Here is an 18891-nt window from a genome sequence, read left to right as displayed (position 1 = left end):
TTTCCCCCTTATGCTACTTTTCTACTATTTGTAGTGCTTCCGCTTTTTTTACTTGTCATATAAGAGATTGCTAGTACAATCACAGTTGCAATAATCACATAAATAAGTGCTGAATTTTGTTTTCCTTCAAATACAACTTGATGGAATAAACCTGCAAGTGATCCACCTAAAATTGGACCAACTACCGGAATCCATGCATACTTCCAGTTTGAACCGCCTTTTCCTGCAATCGGAAGGAAGAAGTGTGCAATACGCGGACCTAAATCACGAGCCGGGTTAATTGCATACCCTGTTGTTCCACCTAATGATAAACCAATACTTACAATTAAGAAACCTACGATAAATGGATTTAATCCATCTGCAAATTTATTTGCTCCAATTGCTAATATACCAAATACTAAAACGAATGTTCCAATCATTTCACTTAAAAGGTTTGCAAATGTGTTCGGAATTGCTGGACCTGTCGCAAATACACCTAACTTTGTTCCTGGATCTTCTGTCTCTTTCCAGTGTGGTAAGTAATGTAAATATACGAGAACTGCCCCGATAATTGCCCCAATCATTTGTGCTGCGATATACATTGGTACGTCACTCCATGGGAACGCTCCCTTAAACGCAAGTCCTATCGTTAAAGCTGGATTCAAATGTGCCCCACTAATTGATCCAACTGCATACGCTGCTACTGCTACCGCTAAGCCCCAGCCCATCGTAATAACGATCCAACCAGAATCTTTCGCAAACGACTTCTTTAAACTTACACCAGCGCAAACGCCGCCACCAAGTAAGATTAACAACGCAGTCCCTATTAACTCTCCTAAAAATGCTGACATAGTATCCCTCCACAATCAATTTAAACGCTTTCAAAAGTGATAGAGGTAAAATGAATGGCCATTCGTTTTTTTTCAAAAGAAAAAGATCCACAGCTTACATGCCTCTATATAAAAGTATATAGAAACAATAAAATGTGGATCTCTTCTTTTCTCCGTCACGTTTATTAACTTGTCTATAATGTTAACCTCTCGTGAAAGCGGTGTCAACAGAATTTTTTCACATTTCCGTCACTTTTTTTGGTAATGTTTCCATAGTTCTTTCTTCGATGTCGTAATCGCCGTCGCACCAGCATTTAACGCTCTTTCCACATCCTCCACAGTACGAATGAAACCACCCGCTAAAATCGGCACACCAGTACGCTCTTTCACTTCAGCAATCACATCCGATAACGCTCCAGGAAGTACCTCTATATAATTCGGCTTCGTTTTTTCTAGCAAATTACAGCTCTTTTCCATCGCACTAGAATCAATTAAAAAGATGCGCTGAATTGCGACAACACCCTTTTGCTTCGCCTTCATAATTACGCTCGCCTTTGTCGATAACAACCCGTATGGTTTATATTCTTGGCATAAAAACTCCGTCGCATGCCCATCACTTTGTAATCCATGGATCAAATCAACATGTAAAAACACCTTTTTACCATGCTGCTTCGCAAGTGACACAACACTCTTCAATTGACCGACATGAATATCTAAAATAACGATATACTCATACGAACTATGTAATAGCTTTTCCAAATCTTTAATCTGCCTCACCGCTGGCAAAATCTTTTGCTCATGAAATTCCATTCTATATGTCCCCTTCCCGTCTATTCTTTATAGTACACAATTTGAGTGGAAAGAACAGCTAGTGCGGGGAAATTCCTTCATTATCTATATATTTTCTTCAACTTATCAGATCCCATACCACCTATAATCATTAATAGGAGAGGTAAAAAATTCATAACATATGGTGCATCTGGGAAAGTAGTGATTGTCGTATTTTTACCAATTTTCTTCTCTATTCCTAAATCTTTTTTATCAGGATTAATATTATCTAACATTTCATCGTTATTAATTTTTTTATTAATCGGTCCCTAACCTTAATATCATCAGCATATCTTTTTTCAATGTCTTTAATCTGAAACTCTTTTTGAAGCTCATATTTTTTCAGATTCTCTTGTTTCTGATCCAACTCATTCGCCAAAGATGTAGGTGCAAATAATCCAATAGATAAAGATAGTACAGCCATGCATGCCATAATTCCCTTTCTTAAATTCATAAATCTGCCTCCTCTTCTGATTTCCCAAAATTAGTAAATCTTATTTTAAACATACAATTAAACAGAATATTTTTCGGAAAAATGTGGTTCAAGTAGAGGGAAGGCACTTTAGGGTGTCTTTTTTCTATCTATAACCCTGAAATTATTATATAATAATAATGTTATTTTTTAGGAGGAACATAAATGAACAAAAAATTAATTATTGGAATTACCGCTGTAATAGTTGTTATCATTGCTTCCATAGCTATTTTTAAGGATTCTAAATCGGAAGAGATGAAACCTAAATATTCACAAAAAGATATGGATAAAGTTATTGATCAAAACTTTAGTGAGAAACAGGAATTAAACAAGAAAATCAAAGAATTGAATTCTAAAGTAGTCTACTATGAAGAACAACAAACCCGATTACTTCAAGAAAAAACACAGCCGAATCAGGAAAAGACTAAACCACAAGAACAACCAGAAAAAGAGAAGCCTAAAAATGAATCACCTGTTACAAATGAGTACACTCTTCAACAATTAAAAGAGTCGTTTCCAATTGGAATGGAATTTAATCAATATGTAGAGAAGAAAAAAACAATGAATGTAGATAATCCATTTGCTATTTCTCTTAAAAAAGGGAATGTCGGAAGTGTAATTAAAGCTAAAGATGGATTATTAGTAGTATGTGTTGATGGTAACACAATATTTGACCTAAAGACATTTGGATCAATTGATGAAGTGAAAGCATATGAACAAAGTTTACGAGGAAAAACAAACTAAATTACGAATGTGAATCACATTACTCAATTAAAGTGGTTCAAGTCGGTGGAAGACACCTTAGGGTGTCTTTTTTGTTTCTATTCGACAGAATATGAAAATAAACCGTTTGTTACTATGAGATGAGAAATCTTAAATTTTGCAAATTGCATCCAGTAAAAACAACAAGAATTGAGGAAAACTATGAAAAGAATCATTTTCACTATTATCACCGCGATGTTAGTTTTATCAGGTTGTGGTGAACCAGAGCATACTACTGAGAATTTGGATAGTATCGTCTCCGAAATATCAAAGGATAAAGAAATTAAAAATCATCTAAAATCCGTAACGTATAAAGAACTAGAAAAACCAGATCAAAATGCTGAAAATCCATATTATTCTTATGATATCGTAGCTTCCCTTAACGATTCATTTGATAACTTACAACCTAAAGAACAATATGAATACTTGGTATCCATAGGTAAAATCGTCGAAAAACAAGGCGGAACACCGAAAGATAAAGATGGTACGGGAGATTTATACTGTGGAAAAGGTGTTAAATGTGAATTGCTTAGTATTGTATTAAAAACAGAGAAACACGAATATTACACATATTATAACTATAATACCTCAGTTGGAGATGTTCTGCACTTAGATGATAAAGATAAAAGTTTTATTGAACGTAATATCATTTACGATGCAAGTGCTAAAGATGGAAAATATATCAAAACTGATACAATTAATAAACCTGAAAGTAGCAATCCATCACCTTCAACTAGTACTTCCTCATCAGCTAATGAAGAAGTAGAAAAGATTAAAATTGCAACCGGTAGGGATTGGGTTAATTTGTCATTTGACGATAAGTTCATATATGTTCAAACTGTGATTGAATCCATGAAATCTTCAGGTAGATCAGTAACAGCCGATGCATATTGGTTTATTGATGCATTAAACGCCTACTATGGAGGTGGAGAAGAAGCAACTGTATCAGATAAAATAATTGATATTATGGCAATGTCCGGAGTTTCTGGTGGTGTAATCAAGTAAATTAGAAATATAAAATACTTTTATACAAAATATAGATTTGAACCATATTTCTCGATAAACAATATAACCTAACATAACAAAACAACATTTGGTTAAAAATCCAAATGTGGTTAAAATCAAGGTGGTTTAAGTCGGAGGAAGGCACCTTTAGGTGTCTTTTTTTATAGATAATCATGCCCATTACGCTTTCCCCTAAAGAAGAACGTTGCTATACAAAACATTTATTGGAAGAAGTAGACCCAAATCGTGTACATATGTTATGATGATTTTAGAGAAAGGCAGGTTTTAAATATGGAAAAACAAGCTGTTGTACTTACATTTACGGAAGATATGCAGTCATACAAAACATTCTCTGTTATAAAAAAACTTCACCTTGAGCATCAATTAAAAGTAGATCAAATCGCCGTTATTAAACGAAAAATAGATGGTGAATTATCAGTAGAAGACTTTTTAGATATCACTGGTGCTGATAAAACAAATAAGGGCGGTTTAATCGGTATGTTTGTTGGCATACTCGGTGGACCTTTCGGTGTATTATTAGGTGGACTAATTGGATCCACAATCGGTATCTTTAAAGATAAAAAAGAAGTTACTCATGCATACTCTGTTTTTGAAAGCACATTAAAATCGATTAAACCAGGAAAAACAGGGGTAATTGCGATTGTTGAAGAACAGACAGAAGATACATTAAATAATCTTGTACAAGAAGGAAACGGGAAAATAGATCGTTATCCAGAAGCTACTTTACGTGCCGAAATTGAGGCAGAACGCAAAAAATTAAAATCTAAGTAATGCATGCATTACTATCGCGAATCGTGGTACTTAAAAGAGTCCACGATTCGTTTTTTATTATAACCATCTATATAAAGTGAAACTTTAATCAGTGGGGGTTTTGTCCATCCCCCACTGATTATTAGTTGAACCAATCGGGCTTTTACGGGCAGTTGATCCCCCACCTAACTTCTTCGCTTTCGCTGAATTTTGAGGTGGGGGTCTTACTGCCCGTTAATGCGGGATAAATTTCACATCACATTAATTAAATTCTAGAACTAAGTATTGTAAAATAAACGCTCAGAGCTTTTGTGCCCTGAGCAATTTTAATGCCAATTATTGTGTATCTTGTTAGTTCGAAAGCTAATTTTATTATTTATCCGCAAATTGCAATTTGGTACTTCAAAACCGCACCCGTAATCTTATGATAAGCGAGTTTTTGTTTATCATAATCAACCTTTATCTTTAACATAACCTAACCTAAATAAAAACACGCCATCCTTTTCTATGGTTCTACAAAAAGAATAGCGCTTTTTTCATAATTCGAAAAATTATTTTAATGTCTTTTTTACAAACAAAATAAAGGTTAACAAACTAATAAGTCCAGATACAGCACAAACAATAAATAGCATTTGATATCCCATAAGCTGTGAAACAAACCCTAGAATCATAGAGCCTAAACCAATCCCTAAATCAAAAGCAGTAAAAAATGTAGCGTTCGCTACTCCCCTTTTCTCTGGTGGAGCTAATCGTATCGTTGCTACTTGAAGAGCAGGTTGCGCTGATCCAAATCCAATTCCGTACAAAATAGCTGTAATAACGAGCCCAACAAGTCCGTTTGTCATTGCTAGAACGAATAATCCAACTATCATTATAAGAAGCGCAGGAACAAGAATGATCCCTTCTCCATATTTATCGGATATCTTTCCTGTAATCGGTCTAATTACTATAAGCGTGATAGCATAAACTAAGAAAAAAGTACCAGCATTCACTTGAATCTTTGCCGCAAACAGTGGTAAAAATGTTGTAATGCCGCCAAAAGTAAGGGATAGGAAAAATGTAACAATAGCGATTGGTAAAACGGTTTTTTCAAAAAATGATATAGGTTGTTTTGATGTACTTTGAACTGCTGGTATTTTTGTACCAAGCGCAAATATGAATGCAATAAGTGCTAATACTGTGCATAGAAGAAATAGATAATGAAATGAAAATGATTTCACAACCCAAAGACCTACTATTGGTCCTAAAGCCATGCCTAAAGTCATCGCAAGTCCATACCACCCCATCCCTTCTCCGCGACGAGATGGTGGAATCACATCAGTGACAGCTGTTCCAATCGAAGTTGTAGCAATTGCCCAACTCATTCCATGGAGAATACGTAATACCACTAAAAATATTATGCCTGTTACCCAATCATAACAATACATTGTCATTGCAAAAAAGAGTAGTCCGCTTATTATAAATACGCGCCTTCCGTATCGATCCATTAATCCGCCAACAATCGGACGTAAAATGACCGCAGATATTGTAAAGACACCAATAATAAATCCAACTTGAGATTCACTTCCACCTAATTGTTTAATAAACATAGGTAGTGTTGGCATTAGTAAATAAAATCCACTAAATAGTAATAATGCTGTAATTGTCAGCATGATATAATTCTTTGTCCATAAACGTTCCATTATAATGTAATCCTTCTTTCTATCGATTCAATAAAAAAAGCAGTACCCCGCTATAAAAGTGTTGGTACCGCTATATAGAGTGGCAAGTGTTTTGTTAATTAGAACGTACTTGCTACTTTTACAGCTTTTTCAAGCCCTGCAGCGATAATTTCTTCTGCTTTATCAGGGAATTGGTTGTGCCCTTCAATTACGACTTTCTCCATATCTTTTACACCAAAGAAGCTCATCATACTTGCTACATATTTAACAGCCATCTCCATTTCGGCTTTTGGTCCTTCAGAATATACACCGCCACTTGCATTTAATAAGGCAATTTTCTTATCTCCAATAAGACCTACTGGACCTTCTAGTGTATATTTAAATGTTTTGCCTGCACGGTTTAAGTAATCAATATATGTGTGTAGTACAGCTGGGATTGTTAAGTTCCATAATGGGAAACCAAAGACAACTTTATCAGCTACAAGGAATTGATCTAAATATTTATCAGCAACAGCTACTGCTTTTGCTTCTTCTTCTGTTAAATCCAATCCTCTACTTGCTTTAAATGTGCCATTAATCATATCTACTCCTACATAGGGTAATTCTTCCTTGTATAAATCAAGCTCTACCACTGTATCGTTTGGATGTGATTCTTTGTAGCTTGCTAAAAAAGCCTCATATAATTTCACGCTAACTGCTTGGTTTGCTGGACGATTGTTTGCTTTTACAAATAGAACTGTTGTCATGTTTTTTCCTCCTGTTACTCGCTATTACGTTATTGTTATTTACTTAATAAAAGGGATATCCCACTTATTTTATAACAAAAACAATGTAGTCAACTAAATTGACTACATTGTGCATATTACAATATATTTTTGATAAAGTCAATTTGATTGACTTTTTTTCGTATAGTACAATAGAACTTAAATATAGTCAATTTGATTGACTTTGTTCGAGGAGGTTTTATACGTGAATCATCAAGTATGTAATGAATTGGACCTTACATCACTTTTATCATTATCTTATAGTACATTGATTGATGAACTACATGACAGATTAAGTGAGTTGGGATTTGGAGATATTAGGCCTGCACATGGTTTTATGTTTAAACGGATTGCCCCTGATGGAGCAACAGGTATAGAACTAGCCGAATATTTAGGAATTACAAAGCAAGCTGTGAGTAAAATGGTGGATTTTCTTGAGAAAAGTGGTTATGTAATGCGCCAAACGCATCCTACTGATAAGAGAGGGAAAATTATTGTTTTAACCGAACGAGGTTGGTCAGCAGTGAAAGTAAAAGATGAGATACTAACTGAGATTGAAGGACGTTGGATAGAAAAAATAGGTGCGGAACGAATGCAGATGCTCAAAGAAGATTTAACAAAATTAGTTTATGAAGCAAATGAAGGTAAATTATTATCGAGCGCTAGACCTGTTTGGTAAATATAGAATCTATAAAGGTGATCGACCAAGCACCCATTAATCGAGGAAACTCCCCCAAAACGTTCACTAATAAAAGAAGCTATCTTAAAAAGATTGTATTTCACAATCTTTTTAGATAACTTCTCTCCCGTAATTATAATAAAACCGAATCTTTATCACTACTCTGATTACGTTTCTCTCGCTCTTCTTCTAAGCGCTTCATATAAACTTCGCCTTCTTTTTCGATAAACTCATTATCCATATCTTGCTCTTTTTTCGAAGTATATAAAACCATGTAGCCACTCAATACGATCCCAACGATTACAAGATAAACCCACCATGGTAAAGTTTCCAAATTACTTCATTCCTTTCCTTAGACAAGCCTTATTAGTTTCACTCTATGAGGAAAGAAGTGGATTTATGCTTAAATTTTTATTGTGGATGCTTCGCAAAAAATGCTTGTACATATTCCATAAACTCGATTGGTTCCTGACGAAACGGCGCGTGGTATCCTTTTTCAATAATATGAAACGTACTATTTGCAAATAACTCATGGTACAGTTCACCATTTTTCCAAGAAACGCTCTTATCATGCCGTCCCCATATAATTAAAGTCGGTACCTTAATTTTATCAGCTTCCATCGCAATGCGGCGTTCTTTCATTTTCGTAAGCTGATCATAATGCTCTTTATCATCGCGGCTATTTTTCACTTCATTTTTATTATAATCCGTAATCTCTGTTACAGTTTGTAAGTCTGTCGATAGCGGCGGAACGTCATAACTTTCTTTTTGCTGAAAAGACTCAATTCCTGTAGAATCTGCCAAAATGAGATGCGTCACTGCGTCCGGATATAAATACGCTAAATTCAGAGACATCTCTCCCCCCATCGAATGACCGAGCACCGCAAACTGATCGTATCCGAGCTTCTTCATTAACTTATAATATAAATTCACTTGCGCAGGAAACGAATACTGAAAATCAACCGGCTTAGAAGAACGCCCAAACCCTAAAATATCAACAGCGATAATCGTATGGTCTCTCGCAAGTTCTGGATAAATATCACTAAACCCATCAGAAGAACCACCAAACCCGTGAAGCATTAATAAAGGCGGTTTCCCCTCACCAATTTGCTTAAAATAAATCGTCTGTCCATCAATTTGCGCCATACTCTCTTTCGTATGTAGCTTCATCATAACAGTATCTTTCACTTCTCCAACCTTCGCAATCGGCTTATCAACGAAGTTACATACTATAAGCAAAACGAGCACAATACCGCTAATCATATAAAACTTAAACCGTTTCAAATTTCCGTCCCCTTTCTCTTGTTGCTATTTAAAGTTTTTACATATTTTGGTTGTTTTATGTTCTCTTTTTAATTGTAACCACTATGGTTACAATTATATTAAAAAAATATTACTCATTCCCATTACTAATGATTACTTTGTAACTATTATAGTTACAAACGAAAAGTAAGTCAATTATTTCATTCAATATGATAGGCCTATTACAAGCGTTGCTGTAACTAGGTACAAAGTAAAGTGGCTTTTTCTGTCATGTACTAGACTTTCAAATGATACCAAGATTCAAAGCCATTCATGCACAAAAATTATATCGTCCGGATGTAAGGACGCAAGACTCATGTCTAAACTTGTAGCCAGTTTTAACTCCAGCAATCCGTTAGCGAAAATTTGAAGAAACACAGAAGTAAAAAACTTCGTGTTTCTTCTTTTAATAAAAATAAAAAATCCCCCGGATCATTAAACAGATACAGGGGATTTTCTTATCGTTGATTCTCTATATTTCCATACGTTTCATATAATTTGTGCTGTACCATCTCACTGTTAACAAAATAATCTCAGGCTTATCATGCTTCTACTAGAATACATGCTTTATTTCCATATCCATCACAAACCTTTTTAGGATAATAGTATATACAAGTTTGATAGATTTATTGCACCGGAACCATCTTTCTTATGATTTTTTAATAACCTTATTAAGTTTTTTGTAAAATTCACCTTTTGTTTTTACACGATTAAACTGATTCGGATTAATGTTAGCTTTTTGTGAGAGTGCTATAATCTCTTCTTTTGTAATTGAATCTTTAGTATTTATAGATGCTATATTTGTATATTTTCCATCTTCTGTTTTTGGAATTTCTAAAATCCCTTTATTTACAAGATCCACTACAGCCTTATGCTCTGCAGAATGTGTATCTACACCAGTAATTTTCCAATTATGCATGATTTTTGGCGTGTATACACCATCCTTTACCTCTTTTAAATATGTAATAGCAAGGTTACGGATGGTTCCACCTGTTTCTCCGAATGCATTCTCTTGTTTAGATGACCAAATTTGTTCAAACTTACGTCCCTCTAAAGCTCCTCCTTTTGCCTGAAGAGCCTCCATTCTATATGCATTCATTCCCAGCGTCATAACATCGTTCATTTCGATTGGTTTATTTGTACGAATAGATTTTAAATTTGTAATTCTACTTCCATATGGTTTTGTTAAATCAATTTCGTATTTTACGCCCCCAAAGAAATCGTTCGTACTGTATTTAGACGCACGGCGGGTTTTATCAAAGCTAACTGTTACATCTCCGGCACGAGATGAGTTAAAATACCCTGCCGCCCATTCCATGTAGTCTTTTAAATCTTTCCCAGTTATCTTATATACTGTAATTTCTCCCAAAGCATATTGGTAATTGTACGCAATATCTTTCTTCTTAATAGGACCTACATCCAAACGGGCATAATCGTTATCAATTTGGTGGGCTACTACATCTGCTTTGCTGTAATAGAGCATAACTTCATGAAAGAAATCTGATAATGGTGTCTCTTGAATTTGCACACTTGGAATACCCTTTATTTCATTTTCAGGAACAAGATTTCTACCCTTTAATTGAGCCACTACAACATTTGCATCTCCTCTCGCATACTCGTGAAAAGGTGTTAGTGTTTCTTCAAGTGTAGGATCAGATAATACCGTTGTTCCATCAGCTTTTTTTACAGGTATAGCGGTAGCAGTTTTATCTTTTAAAACCAGCTTTCCGTCTTGCTTTGTAAAAGCAAGGTCAATACGTGAGATATGTGTTCCATATTTATCTGGTTCTGTAATAATAACACCATTTACAACTTCTTTCTTAACAAGTTTATGCATATGTGCTGCAAAAATAGCGCTTAGTTCCGGACAAGCATTCGCAATATCTTGAACTCCAGTACCAGGGATTCCATTCTCATTTTCTAGTCCCATATGCATAACCCCTACCATTACATCTACTTTACCTTCTAATTCTTTAATTGCCTTTTTTGTCTCTTCTACTGGATTTTTCACCACTAAACCATCCAAATGATTTGTCCCTTTTTCAAAGTCACTAATCATTGGTGTATTCATACCAATAATCCCAACTTTAATTCCACCTTTTTCAACAATCGTATATGCAGGAAGAAAACGCTCTCCATTTTCCTTGTAAATATTTCCTGCTAACGTCTTTCCCTTATATTGCCCACTAACTTTTTTCAATGTATCTAATCCAAAATTAAATTCATGATTTCCAAATGCCCAAGCATCATATCCCATTGCGTTCATCGCTACCATCATTGGAGATTGTGGCTTATCATTGAATAATTCTACTGAGTTTCCTTGAATTGTATCCCCAGCATCTACTAATATGGTATTTGGATTTTCTTGACGTACATTCTTTATAACCGTATAAAGCTGCGTTAAACTTCCACTCATATTTGCTCCATCAAGCGCATAATCCCAAGGCATAAATCTACCATGAATATCTGCAGTACCTAACAATGTAATATTAACATCAGATTCCTCAGCTTTAGAGATAGCTGGTTTAACCGCTACTGCTGTTACAAGAAGCATAAGAATAACAAAATAACATACATAGTTCTTCCATTTCATTTTTTGCATAATAACAATATTTCTCCCCTTTTTGTACCGTCATAAAGTTGCTTGAACTTTAAAAATGTAACTCATTATTTGGAAAACCTCAACTGTAAAAGATAATTTTGGTAGTGATTCTGTTGCAAAAATAAAAGAAAGTAAAGTATATACCCCTAACAGCGTTGTACTTATGCCACTCATCCAAACAATTGATGGATAAATTCTTTCTAATTTTGAACAGACTGGTCCAATAAATCAATCTATTCTTTTTTGATCACATTAAAACGGATAATAAAGGTATTTAATTTAGGTGTTATAAATGCAATAACCACCTATCATTATTAAACCAACAAATGAAAGTGAAGCAAAAATCCCCCAATTTATTTCCCCTTCAATCTGACTTATTGACTGTGAAGCACTTCTCCATATGAATTTCGATATTACTTTATTTTTCATATTGTTAAACAGATTATAAGTTCTAGTGTGTACCACAAAAAGGAGGTTTAAATAATAATAAAGTTGTTAAAAAATGCGGATCATTCTATTCAACAATCAGGTCATCTAATGGAATTAAGGAAGCGATTATTCAAAGGGAAATCGAAGTTAAGTTATGGCATTTTATTCGATAATCTAGAGTAACTATGTTATATAAGGAAGGCACTAATATGAGTCTTGGAAATATAAGTACTTGAAAGTTGTACAAGGAAGGATTAAAGGCATTAGGATAGTTGTGAATATATAATTATGAAACAAAGTAAGTTAGAACTTGTAGAGGAGATGAGAAGATGACAATTAGTGCAGAGAGGAAGGCCTCAAGATTGATGCGGTTGCGTAGAATCTGCGGTTATAGTGCGGCAATAGCAGTAACACCTTACCTGCTGATCAAAATTGTATGGACTTTTGGTTTCTTCCTTCCAACCGAGCAAATGGGGGACGCTAGCTGGCGCATTATAAACGCAGTAACTGCCGTTCTCGCTGCGATTGGCATCCTTCTTGCAATGGCGTTTTGCAGGCCATGGGGGGAGCGGCTACCTGCGTGGTTGGTTGCTCTACCCATTTGGGTTGGTACCGGTTTGCTCGTTCCCATTTTGTTGATTGCACCGGTTCTGGGCCCTGCAGCTATGATCCGGGATCAAGAAGCAGGTGCCGCCGACTTCTGGGTATACGAGCAGATCTTCGTCATGATCTCACTTTTCGGGATTGGCATCTTCCTGCCGCTTGCATTAGCGGGGTATGCAATGGCACGTTGGCCAGAGGCGCTGAGTGGCACAACCGACTACAAGGAGTTGCCGGGCAATACTTTACAACTACAGATCATCTTGGCTAGGATTGTCGCTGCCGGTTGCATTCTGCTCGGTGTCATCAAGGTGTTTTGGGCAGTTGGTGGCTCTTTTGGCATCGACCCGGCAACTATGGGGGGACGCGATGTATGGTGGTACCTGCTGTCATTGCGTACAGGTGTGTGGTCCTTTGCTGGTGCGTGGGGCATACTGGTGGTATCATCCCGCCGTGGATCAAGGTGGTTTCTACCTCCTATGGCAGCGACATGGATTTCATCGGGAGCGTTGTTCTCCAACAACCTCTATTCCGCCTTATCTTCAGTTCGACTCGATGCGCCACCCTCCCCAGAGTACCCGTTGGCATGGTTGTTGACCACACAGGCCGGCATTGTCTTAGGTGTAATAATGGGGATGATTATCCTGTTGGTGCTGCACGAACGCCGGCGAGCCCTTCGAGATGAGTCCAACTGAAGTTGATTACACAGAACCACGGACTATTGAAATTGCGCAAGAGCTCGTTTCGCGTGGAGAAGAGTTAGTGTAGTGTACTTTACAATCGAAGATTTTCGAGAGCTAAAATAATTAGTGGTTTATTCGATTAAAGGGCGCGATGGTTTTAAAACATAGACAGCAAATGATTAATCTTTTTTATAAAAATCAATCTTAATACCACAATATGAGAATCCGTTTTGATCAATTTTTTTCAAAATGGATTCTTTTTATTTATCGTAAAATGCTGGGATGTTGGGTATTTTTGATCAATCTTTATTTCAAACCGACAAGAAATAACGTTATTTGTTTGATTAAAAAATGTTTTAGACTGAGTATCACTGGTTTAATGTGATTTCTTTATTTTTATTTTTTATACTATTTTGGTTTCCTAAAAATACTTATAAAACGAAAATAAAAAAAGCAAGCAGTCCTAGCACTCCGCTAAAACTACTTGCCCTTCTACTTACTATCTCTATTTTTACTCTTTAATCAATTCCTTCGTACTTCTCACTGTATCAATTGGACGAACTAATTTTTCAATTTCTTCACGTTTTGGCTCTAGGAACGGAGGTAACGATAATTTTTCTCCAAGTGTTTCGTATGGCTCATCTCCCATAAACCCTGGGCCATCTGTTGCAAATTCAAATAAAATTTGCGGCGCAACTCGTGCGTATAATGATTCGAAGAAGTGGCGGTTTACATATCCAGATGAAGGAAGTCCAACGCTACCTATTCTCTCAATCCATTCTTCTAATACAGCGCGATCTTCTACGCGGAATGCGGCATGGTGCACTGTACCAAAACCTTGTTGTGCTTCAGGAAGAACCGTATTATGTTCTACGATGACAGATGCACCGTTTCCACCTTCGTTCACTTCAAATAAATAGAATTCTCCTTCTTGCGCAATCTCTTTAAATAATAGAACTTTTTCTAACACTTCTTTGAAGAAAGTAAAGTTTGCGATACGGATAAATACAGGTCCTAAGCCAGTAATTGCGTATTCTAATGGAACTGGGCCGTTTTGCCACGGTGTACCTGATTCGATCCCTTTATCTAATTCATCAGAGATTAATTGATAGTGTTGGTCATCAAAATCAACGAAAGATAGAGTTTTCTTACCAAATTGTTCTTTAATTCCTGTATGTTCCACTTCAAGTCGGTCAAAACGTTTCACCCAATATTCTAATGCTGCATCAGTTGGCACACGGAATGAAGTTTTTGAAATTTCATTTGTACCGTGTACTCCTTTTGGGACACCTGGGAAATCAAAGAATGTCATATCTGTTCCGGCACTACCTTTATCATCTGCAAAGAATAAATGGTACGTTTGAATATCATCTTGGTTTACTGTTTTTTTAACTAAACGCATTCCTAACACGTAAGTGAAAAATTCATAGTTCTTTTCTGCACTACTTGTAATTGCTGTAACGTGGTGTATTCCTTTTAATTGGTTCATATTATATTCTCCTCCAATGGTTTTAAAATTTATATTTTTTCTTCTATTACTTCTCTTCAATAGGCGCTAAATTCGCTTCAATTTCTGCTCGCTTATCTTCTAAGAACGGCGGTAAATCAAGTTTTTCTCCTAAATGTTCTACATCTCCATCAATTGTAAATCCTGGTCCATCTGTCGCAATTTCAAATAGAATTCCGTTTGATTCACGGAAATATAAGCTTTTAAAATAGAAACGATCGATGATTCCTGAAGAATGGAAACCTCTTAGTTTCACCTGTTCTTCCCAATAAGCGAGCTCTGCATCATTTTTCACACGAATTGCTAAATGGTGGATGCTACCGCGGCCCGGCTTTTCAGTAGGACCATCTAAATATTTCACAACGATTTCTCCAAAAGCTTCTCCTTTAATGGACTGAAAAATTGCTTCCTCTTCGCTGCGACTAACCTCTGTATAACCAAACATCTCTGTAAGTGTACTCGCCATTTTATCAAGTCTACGAACTGTCATTTCCACAGAACCCATTCCTTGAATTTGATGTTCAGCAGGAACTTCTGATTTCTCCCACGTTTCCCAGTGCTCCACCTTTTCTCCGTTTGAAACGAGTAGTACTAAGCGAAGACCTTCAGCATCCTCAAATTGCAAAGCAGGACGATTTGCATATGTTGTCATTTCACTATGTTCCACACCGAATTCCTCAAATCGTACTTTCCAGTAATGCAAGCTCTCCTCTGAAGGAACGAGTAATCCAATTCGAGTAATCGCATTTGTACCACGGTATGTTTTTCCTACTAAAGGTATTTCAAAAAATGATAATTCTGTACCCGGACTTCCTGTTTTATCTCCATAAAATAAGTGATACATTGACGGATCATCTTGGTTTACCGTCATTTTCACACGACGTAAACCAAGCACGTTTTTATAAAAATGATTATTTTCATTTGCGTTTTTCGTAACCATTGAAATGTGATGGTGCCCTTTAATTTCATACATTGTTTATTCCTCCGCTTCGTTTTACTAGTCAAGTGATAACTAAAAAAATAACATTTCCCACAAGTAATATGGTTTTTAGCTTTTCAATTTATTCTCATTATGTTTTTGTAAATTCATCTTAGTTTTTACTGAATAAGTTACTTTGTTTTTTTAATCGAAAGCAACTGAGTGTATGTTTTTCATACGACTCAATCACTTTCGTTACTATCACTTTACATCTCAAGTGATTGAAAAGCAAGTTATTTATCTCAAATTCGAGATATTTTTTATTGCATAACATTTTGAACTAGAGAATGGTTTAGTAAATATTAAAAACATTAGTGGAGAAAAGAACAGTCAATCTAGAGTAAAGTTGCAACGCCATTAGCAAAACAAAACACCAGATGGGCAACTTAATGGAATGAAAGGATACCTCGATCGTAGAGATTGGTGGTATGAAGTTAAGTTAGATAAGATCCGTCCTGTTGGGCGGCTTTTTTTATGTTCGTTTAATTATGCTTCATATGCCATGCTATCTGGAAATTCTTCGTTCTTTCTAAGACATCGCACAATCCTAGTACACGCACAATTAAAATAATGTTCTCTCATATTTAATGAATCCACTGGAGCTTGCTCTATGTCATAAAACATTCGTTCCTTTTTATTATAATGCATCTTACCTATTTTAGCGGGTGATTCAGAAGGATAGTATTGATAAACAACTATCTCTTCATCCTCAAATTCTTTAGTCATTAATAAACATATTGCCATAAATAAGGGCCCCTTTATTTATATTGAATTTCATGTTTGAAGTTGTCTGAGAAAAATGATTTCCTGATTTCTAGTTTGAAGTTGTTGAAAATGACTAGTCTTCTTTTAAAAATTCAATGTTGATTCTATCAACTTCAATNNTAATCCCTGCATCAATAAACCCATGATTTAACATTCCACTAATACGATACTTAAAAGAATTATCAATTCTCTTTAAATTTTTCACTCCATCTATTCCTTCATTTATTTCAATACTATCAAAAACTGTAATGTCGAGAATAACAGGATAATTTTTTCCTTCTTCAATTTTATATGGACAAACAGTGGAGAATCCCGTAAACACTACACCGTTAATATTTATTGTAACCTCCTCTTCGATTAACTTATTGGTTTTTTCTACATACGCCATATATTTCATGTTTTTTCCTCCCTTTCCTAATTGAAATTATGAGATAAAAAATGTGAACATATAAAATAAAACTTATCTAACAGAAAATGAAGCCAATTTATATGTGAAATAGTAGACAAAACCATCTATTAAAAAGGTGGTTTTGTTTATTGTCATACTTTAAATTTTCGCTAATCCCCACATACTGAATTCATAATAATATTCCGTTCTCTCAATACATAAGCCGAAATCTAAATCATCACCAACTAATACAAAATCTCCACTGCCAATTAAAAAACCTGATTTGATTGATAAATCCTCTAAATTATCAAATATTTCATCAATATTCAGTTCAACTGCTTCAAGGTCATATTCTGTAAAGAAAAATAATCTCTCTTGGTTAACTGGGAAATTAATGGTATTAATGAGTTCACTTAATAGCTCTATTGAGAGCTTTCTATTTTCTTTATAATTGGTATCACCAATTTTCTTTTTGTCTGAAACTTTTTCTAGCTTACTAAATAATCCTTTACAAAATAAATCATTTGTTTCGGCATCCATAAATGATTCTTCAGAAACAGTAACAAGACTAGATAGTTCATTTATAAGTTCTTTTCTTCGAGCTTTTCTTTTAAGAATCTCCATGCGACTTTTATTTAAATTACTCAAACTTTTTCACACCTTTAGTTTTTTATTTTTCCCCCTGTTTTTTATACCCCACAAAATCTTCTGGATAACGTCCGTCAAGCTGATCATATCTTCCTTTATCCATCGGATTCCCTTTTCTATCTGTTGCAATATGAAAATGAGTACCTCTTCCCATTCTAGTGGCGAGATATGTTTTGTTAGTTCTTCGTTAAACCCATGCGTACTTCTTAACTATTTCATTTAATTTTCAATAAAAAAACAGCCCCACTAAGCTTACTAATACTTAATGAGGCCATTTGATTCACACTATTAATTATGGAACGACGGTTTATAGAACGAACGATTATCAAGAGCAAAGACACGTTCTGTGTATTCGCCTGGTTTTGTGCGTCCTAATGCGCGGTCCATCATATTCATTTTTGCATCTAAGTTATCGATGTAATGCAGAATTTCTGCTTCTTTTACTAATGGTGGTTTTGGGCTACCCCATTCTGCTTTTCCGTGGTGAGAAAGGACGATGTGTTGAAGAATTAATACTTCTTCTGCATCGATTTGTAGTTCCTCTGCCGCTTTCCCAATTTCGTTCACCATGATCGAAATGTGGCCAAGTAAATTTCCTTCTAACGTATACGTTGTAGAAATTGGGCCAGATAGTTCGAATACTTTACCAAGGTCGTGTAAAATCACGCCCGCATATAGTAAGTCTTTATCTAATGATGGGTACAGTGTAGAAATTGCTTTCGCTAAATCTAACATCGACACTACGTGATAAGCTAGTCCAGATACGAATTCGTGATGATTTTTCGTCGCTGCTGGATATTCTAAAAACTCGTTCTGATGCTTATTTAATAAATGTCTTGTTAGACGCTGAATGTTCGGGTTTCTCATTTCAAATATGTATTGCGTAATTTTTTCAACCATATCTTCTTTTTTCACTGGTGCTTTTTCTACGAAGTCCGAGATGTCTGTTACTTCATTTTCATTCGCAACACGAATTTGTTTCACGCGTAATTGAATACGTCCTTTGTAGTTTAAAATATCTCCAGCTACTTTAACGATTGTTTCTGCTACATATTGTTTCTCAACTTCTGGTGATACGTCCCATAGCTTCGCTTCAATATCTCCACTTGGGTCTTGTAAGATTACTGTTAAAAACGGCTTTCCATTACTTGCGAGACCTTTCGTCGCTGTTTTAATTAACAAGAAAACATCGACTTGTTCACCAACTTCATACTCTGCAATTTTCTTTTTCATTCGA

19 protein-coding genes and 2 pseudogenes are annotated in these 18891 nt (G+C 35.4%); 6 read left to right on the top strand and 15 right to left on the bottom strand.

The window, feature by feature from the left end; all coding sequences use genetic code 11:
• Positions 1-8: 8 nt before the first annotated feature.
• The 4 genes and pseudogenes from glpF to COC96_RS11245 all read right to left on the bottom strand — a co-directional run bounded on the left by glpF (position 9) and on the right by COC96_RS11245 (position 2091).
• Positions 9-830 (bottom strand): glycerol uptake facilitator protein GlpF, encoded by an 822-nt coding sequence (gene glpF / locus COC96_RS11260; RefSeq protein WP_088232657.1) that lies wholly within the window; start codon positions 828-830, stop codon positions 9-11.
• Between the two features lie 228 nt (positions 831-1058).
• Complete coding sequence (glpP, locus tag COC96_RS11255) at positions 1059-1619, bottom strand: glycerol uptake operon antiterminator GlpP (RefSeq protein WP_098269646.1); 561 nt, start codon at positions 1617-1619, stop codon at positions 1059-1061.
• 80 nt (positions 1620-1699) lie between these two features.
• Positions 1700-1807, bottom strand: a pseudogene (locus COC96_RS11250) (DNA-binding protein); the annotation flags it as partial.
• A 59-nt stretch (positions 1808-1866) separates the two neighbouring features.
• Positions 1867-2091: a hypothetical protein gene (locus tag COC96_RS11245; RefSeq protein ID WP_098768819.1), complete on the bottom strand. Its 225-nt coding sequence runs from the start codon at positions 2089-2091 to the stop codon at positions 1867-1869.
• A 183-nt stretch (positions 2092-2274) separates the two neighbouring features.
• On the opposite strand from COC96_RS11245, the gene COC96_RS11240 reads away from it, so the two are divergent.
• The 3 genes from COC96_RS11240 (at position 2275) to COC96_RS11230 (ending at position 4668) form a co-directional block, all read left to right on the top strand.
• Positions 2275-2853, top strand: coding sequence for a hypothetical protein (locus COC96_RS11240; protein WP_098768818.1), 579 nt, complete (start codon positions 2275-2277; stop codon positions 2851-2853).
• Positions 2854-3033: 180 nt separating this feature from the next.
• On the top strand, positions 3034-3876 hold the full coding sequence (locus tag COC96_RS11235; RefSeq protein ID WP_098768817.1) for a membrane lipoprotein lipid attachment site-containing protein: 843 nt from the start codon (positions 3034-3036) through the stop codon (positions 3874-3876).
• Positions 3877-4167: 291 nt separating this feature from the next.
• Positions 4168-4668, top strand: a complete 501-nt coding sequence (locus COC96_RS11230; protein ID WP_098269645.1) for a DUF1269 domain-containing protein — start codon at positions 4168-4170, stop codon at positions 4666-4668.
• 530 nt (positions 4669-5198) lie between these two features.
• Here COC96_RS11230 and COC96_RS11225 read toward each other — a convergent pair.
• On the bottom strand, positions 5199-6329 hold the full coding sequence (locus tag COC96_RS11225; protein WP_098768816.1) for an MFS transporter: 1131 nt from the start codon (positions 6327-6329) through the stop codon (positions 5199-5201).
• Between the two features lie 98 nt (positions 6330-6427).
• Positions 6428-7054, bottom strand: coding sequence for an FMN-dependent NADH-azoreductase (locus tag COC96_RS11220; RefSeq protein ID WP_098269643.1), 627 nt, complete (start codon positions 7052-7054; stop codon positions 6428-6430).
• 223 nt (positions 7055-7277) lie between these two features.
• Here COC96_RS11220 and COC96_RS11215 point away from each other — a divergent pair, with 223 nt between their 5' ends.
• Positions 7278-7751, top strand: coding sequence for a MarR family winged helix-turn-helix transcriptional regulator (locus COC96_RS11215; RefSeq protein ID WP_098768815.1), 474 nt, complete (start codon positions 7278-7280; stop codon positions 7749-7751).
• Positions 7752-7884: 133 nt separating this feature from the next.
• On the opposite strand, the gene COC96_RS11210 is transcribed toward COC96_RS11215, so the two are convergent.
• The 3 genes from COC96_RS11210 to COC96_RS11200 all read right to left on the bottom strand — a co-directional run bounded on the left by COC96_RS11210 (position 7885) and on the right by COC96_RS11200 (position 11655).
• The gene (locus COC96_RS11210; protein ID WP_000449226.1) at positions 7885-8085 is read right to left on the bottom strand and encodes a sporulation YhaL family protein; all 201 of its coding nucleotides are present in this window, start codon (positions 8083-8085) and stop codon (positions 7885-7887) included.
• A 77-nt stretch (positions 8086-8162) separates the two neighbouring features.
• The gene (locus COC96_RS11205; RefSeq protein ID WP_142339992.1) at positions 8163-9035 is read right to left on the bottom strand and encodes an alpha/beta fold hydrolase; all 873 of its coding nucleotides are present in this window, start codon (positions 9033-9035) and stop codon (positions 8163-8165) included.
• A gap of 667 nt (positions 9036-9702) precedes the next feature.
• Positions 9703-11655 carry a bifunctional metallophosphatase/5'-nucleotidase gene (locus tag COC96_RS11200; RefSeq protein WP_098768814.1) on the bottom strand — a complete coding sequence of 651 codons (1953 nt, stop codon included), beginning with the start codon at positions 11653-11655 and terminating at the stop codon, positions 9703-9705.
• A gap of 758 nt (positions 11656-12413) precedes the next feature.
• On the opposite strand from COC96_RS11200, the gene COC96_RS11195 reads away from it, so the two are divergent.
• Positions 12414-13379 (top strand): hypothetical protein, encoded by a 966-nt coding sequence (locus COC96_RS11195; protein WP_098768813.1) that lies wholly within the window; start codon positions 12414-12416, stop codon positions 13377-13379.
• Between the two features lie 499 nt (positions 13380-13878).
• On the opposite strand, the gene COC96_RS11190 is transcribed toward COC96_RS11195, so the two are convergent.
• Positions 13879-14856 (bottom strand): ring-cleaving dioxygenase, encoded by a 978-nt coding sequence (locus COC96_RS11190; protein WP_088232664.1) that lies wholly within the window; start codon positions 14854-14856, stop codon positions 13879-13881.
• A 46-nt stretch (positions 14857-14902) separates the two neighbouring features.
• On the bottom strand, positions 14903-15847 hold the full coding sequence (locus COC96_RS11185) for a ring-cleaving dioxygenase (RefSeq protein ID WP_098768812.1): 945 nt from the start codon (positions 15845-15847) through the stop codon (positions 14903-14905).
• A 379-nt stretch (positions 15848-16226) separates the two neighbouring features.
• On the opposite strand from COC96_RS11185, the pseudogene COC96_RS28500 reads away from it, so the two are divergent.
• Positions 16227-16424 (top strand): annotated as a pseudogene (locus COC96_RS28500) (N-acetylmuramoyl-L-alanine amidase C-terminal domain-containing protein); the annotation flags it as partial.
• Here the strand turns inward: COC96_RS28500 and COC96_RS11180 are convergent.
• The 4 genes from COC96_RS11180 to yhaM form a co-directional block, all read right to left on the bottom strand.
• On the bottom strand, positions 16340-16597 hold the full coding sequence (locus COC96_RS11180) for a hypothetical protein (protein WP_098269638.1): 258 nt from the start codon (positions 16595-16597) through the stop codon (positions 16340-16342). The pseudogene COC96_RS28500 and the gene COC96_RS11180 sit on opposite strands and share 85 nt — an antisense overlap.
• Positions 16598-16691: 94 nt before the next feature.
• Positions 16692-17015 carry a hypothetical protein gene (locus COC96_RS11175; protein WP_098768811.1) on the bottom strand — a complete coding sequence of 108 codons (324 nt, stop codon included), beginning with the start codon at positions 17013-17015 and terminating at the stop codon, positions 16692-16694.
• A gap of 150 nt (positions 17016-17165) precedes the next feature.
• Positions 17166-17654 (bottom strand): YxiF family protein, encoded by a 489-nt coding sequence (locus COC96_RS11170; RefSeq protein WP_141536073.1) that lies wholly within the window; start codon positions 17652-17654, stop codon positions 17166-17168.
• A gap of 288 nt (positions 17655-17942) precedes the next feature.
• Positions 17943-18887 (bottom strand): 3'-5' exoribonuclease YhaM, encoded by a 945-nt coding sequence (yhaM, locus tag COC96_RS11165; RefSeq protein WP_098768810.1) that lies wholly within the window; start codon positions 18885-18887, stop codon positions 17943-17945.
• Positions 18888-18891 lie beyond the last annotated feature (4 nt).

The sequence above is a fragment of the Bacillus cereus genome, from assembly GCF_002577405.1.
In the GTDB taxonomy this organism is placed as follows: domain Bacteria; phylum Bacillota; class Bacilli; order Bacillales; family Bacillaceae_G; genus Bacillus_A; species Bacillus_A cereus_AU.
The sequence above is the reverse complement of the archived record's forward strand: the minus strand, read 5'-3'. Positions and strand labels throughout refer to the sequence as shown.

Bases quoted from the DNA above. Each gene is read 5' to 3' on its own strand.
- glpF (WP_088232657.1), bottom strand. From the start codon at position 830: ATGTCAGCATTTTTAGGAGAGTTAATAGGGACTGCGTTGTTAATCTTA.
- glpP (WP_098269646.1), bottom strand. From the start codon at position 1,619: ATGGAATTTCATGAGCAAAAGATTTTGCCAGCGGTGAGGCAGATTAAA.
- COC96_RS11245 (WP_098768819.1), bottom strand. From the start codon at position 2,091: ATGAATTTAAGAAAGGGAATTATGGCATGCATGGCTGTACTATCTTTA.
- COC96_RS11240 (WP_098768818.1), top strand. From the start codon at position 2,275: ATGAACAAAAAATTAATTATTGGAATTACCGCTGTAATAGTTGTTATC.
- COC96_RS11235 (WP_098768817.1), top strand. From the start codon at position 3,034: ATGAAAAGAATCATTTTCACTATTATCACCGCGATGTTAGTTTTATCA.
- COC96_RS11230 (WP_098269645.1), top strand. From the start codon at position 4,168: ATGGAAAAACAAGCTGTTGTACTTACATTTACGGAAGATATGCAGTCA.
- COC96_RS11225 (WP_098768816.1), bottom strand. From the start codon at position 6,329: ATGGAACGTTTATGGACAAAGAATTATATCATGCTGACAATTACAGCA.
- COC96_RS11220 (WP_098269643.1), bottom strand. From the start codon at position 7,054: ATGACAACAGTTCTATTTGTAAAAGCAAACAATCGTCCAGCAAACCAA.
- COC96_RS11200 (WP_098768814.1), bottom strand. From the start codon at position 11,655: ATGCAAAAAATGAAATGGAAGAACTATGTATGTTATTTTGTTATTCTT.
- COC96_RS11195 (WP_098768813.1), top strand. From the start codon at position 12,414: ATGACAATTAGTGCAGAGAGGAAGGCCTCAAGATTGATGCGGTTGCGT.
- COC96_RS11190 (WP_088232664.1), bottom strand. From the start codon at position 14,856: ATGAACCAATTAAAAGGAATACACCACGTTACAGCAATTACAAGTAGT.
- COC96_RS11185 (WP_098768812.1), bottom strand. From the start codon at position 15,847: ATGTATGAAATTAAAGGGCACCATCACATTTCAATGGTTACGAAAAAC.
- COC96_RS11180 (WP_098269638.1), bottom strand. From the start codon at position 16,597: ATGGCAATATGTTTATTAATGACTAAAGAATTTGAGGATGAAGAGATA.
- yhaM (WP_098768810.1), bottom strand. From the start codon at position 18,887: ATGAAAAAGAAAATTGCAGAGTATGAAGTTGGTGAACAAGTCGATGTT.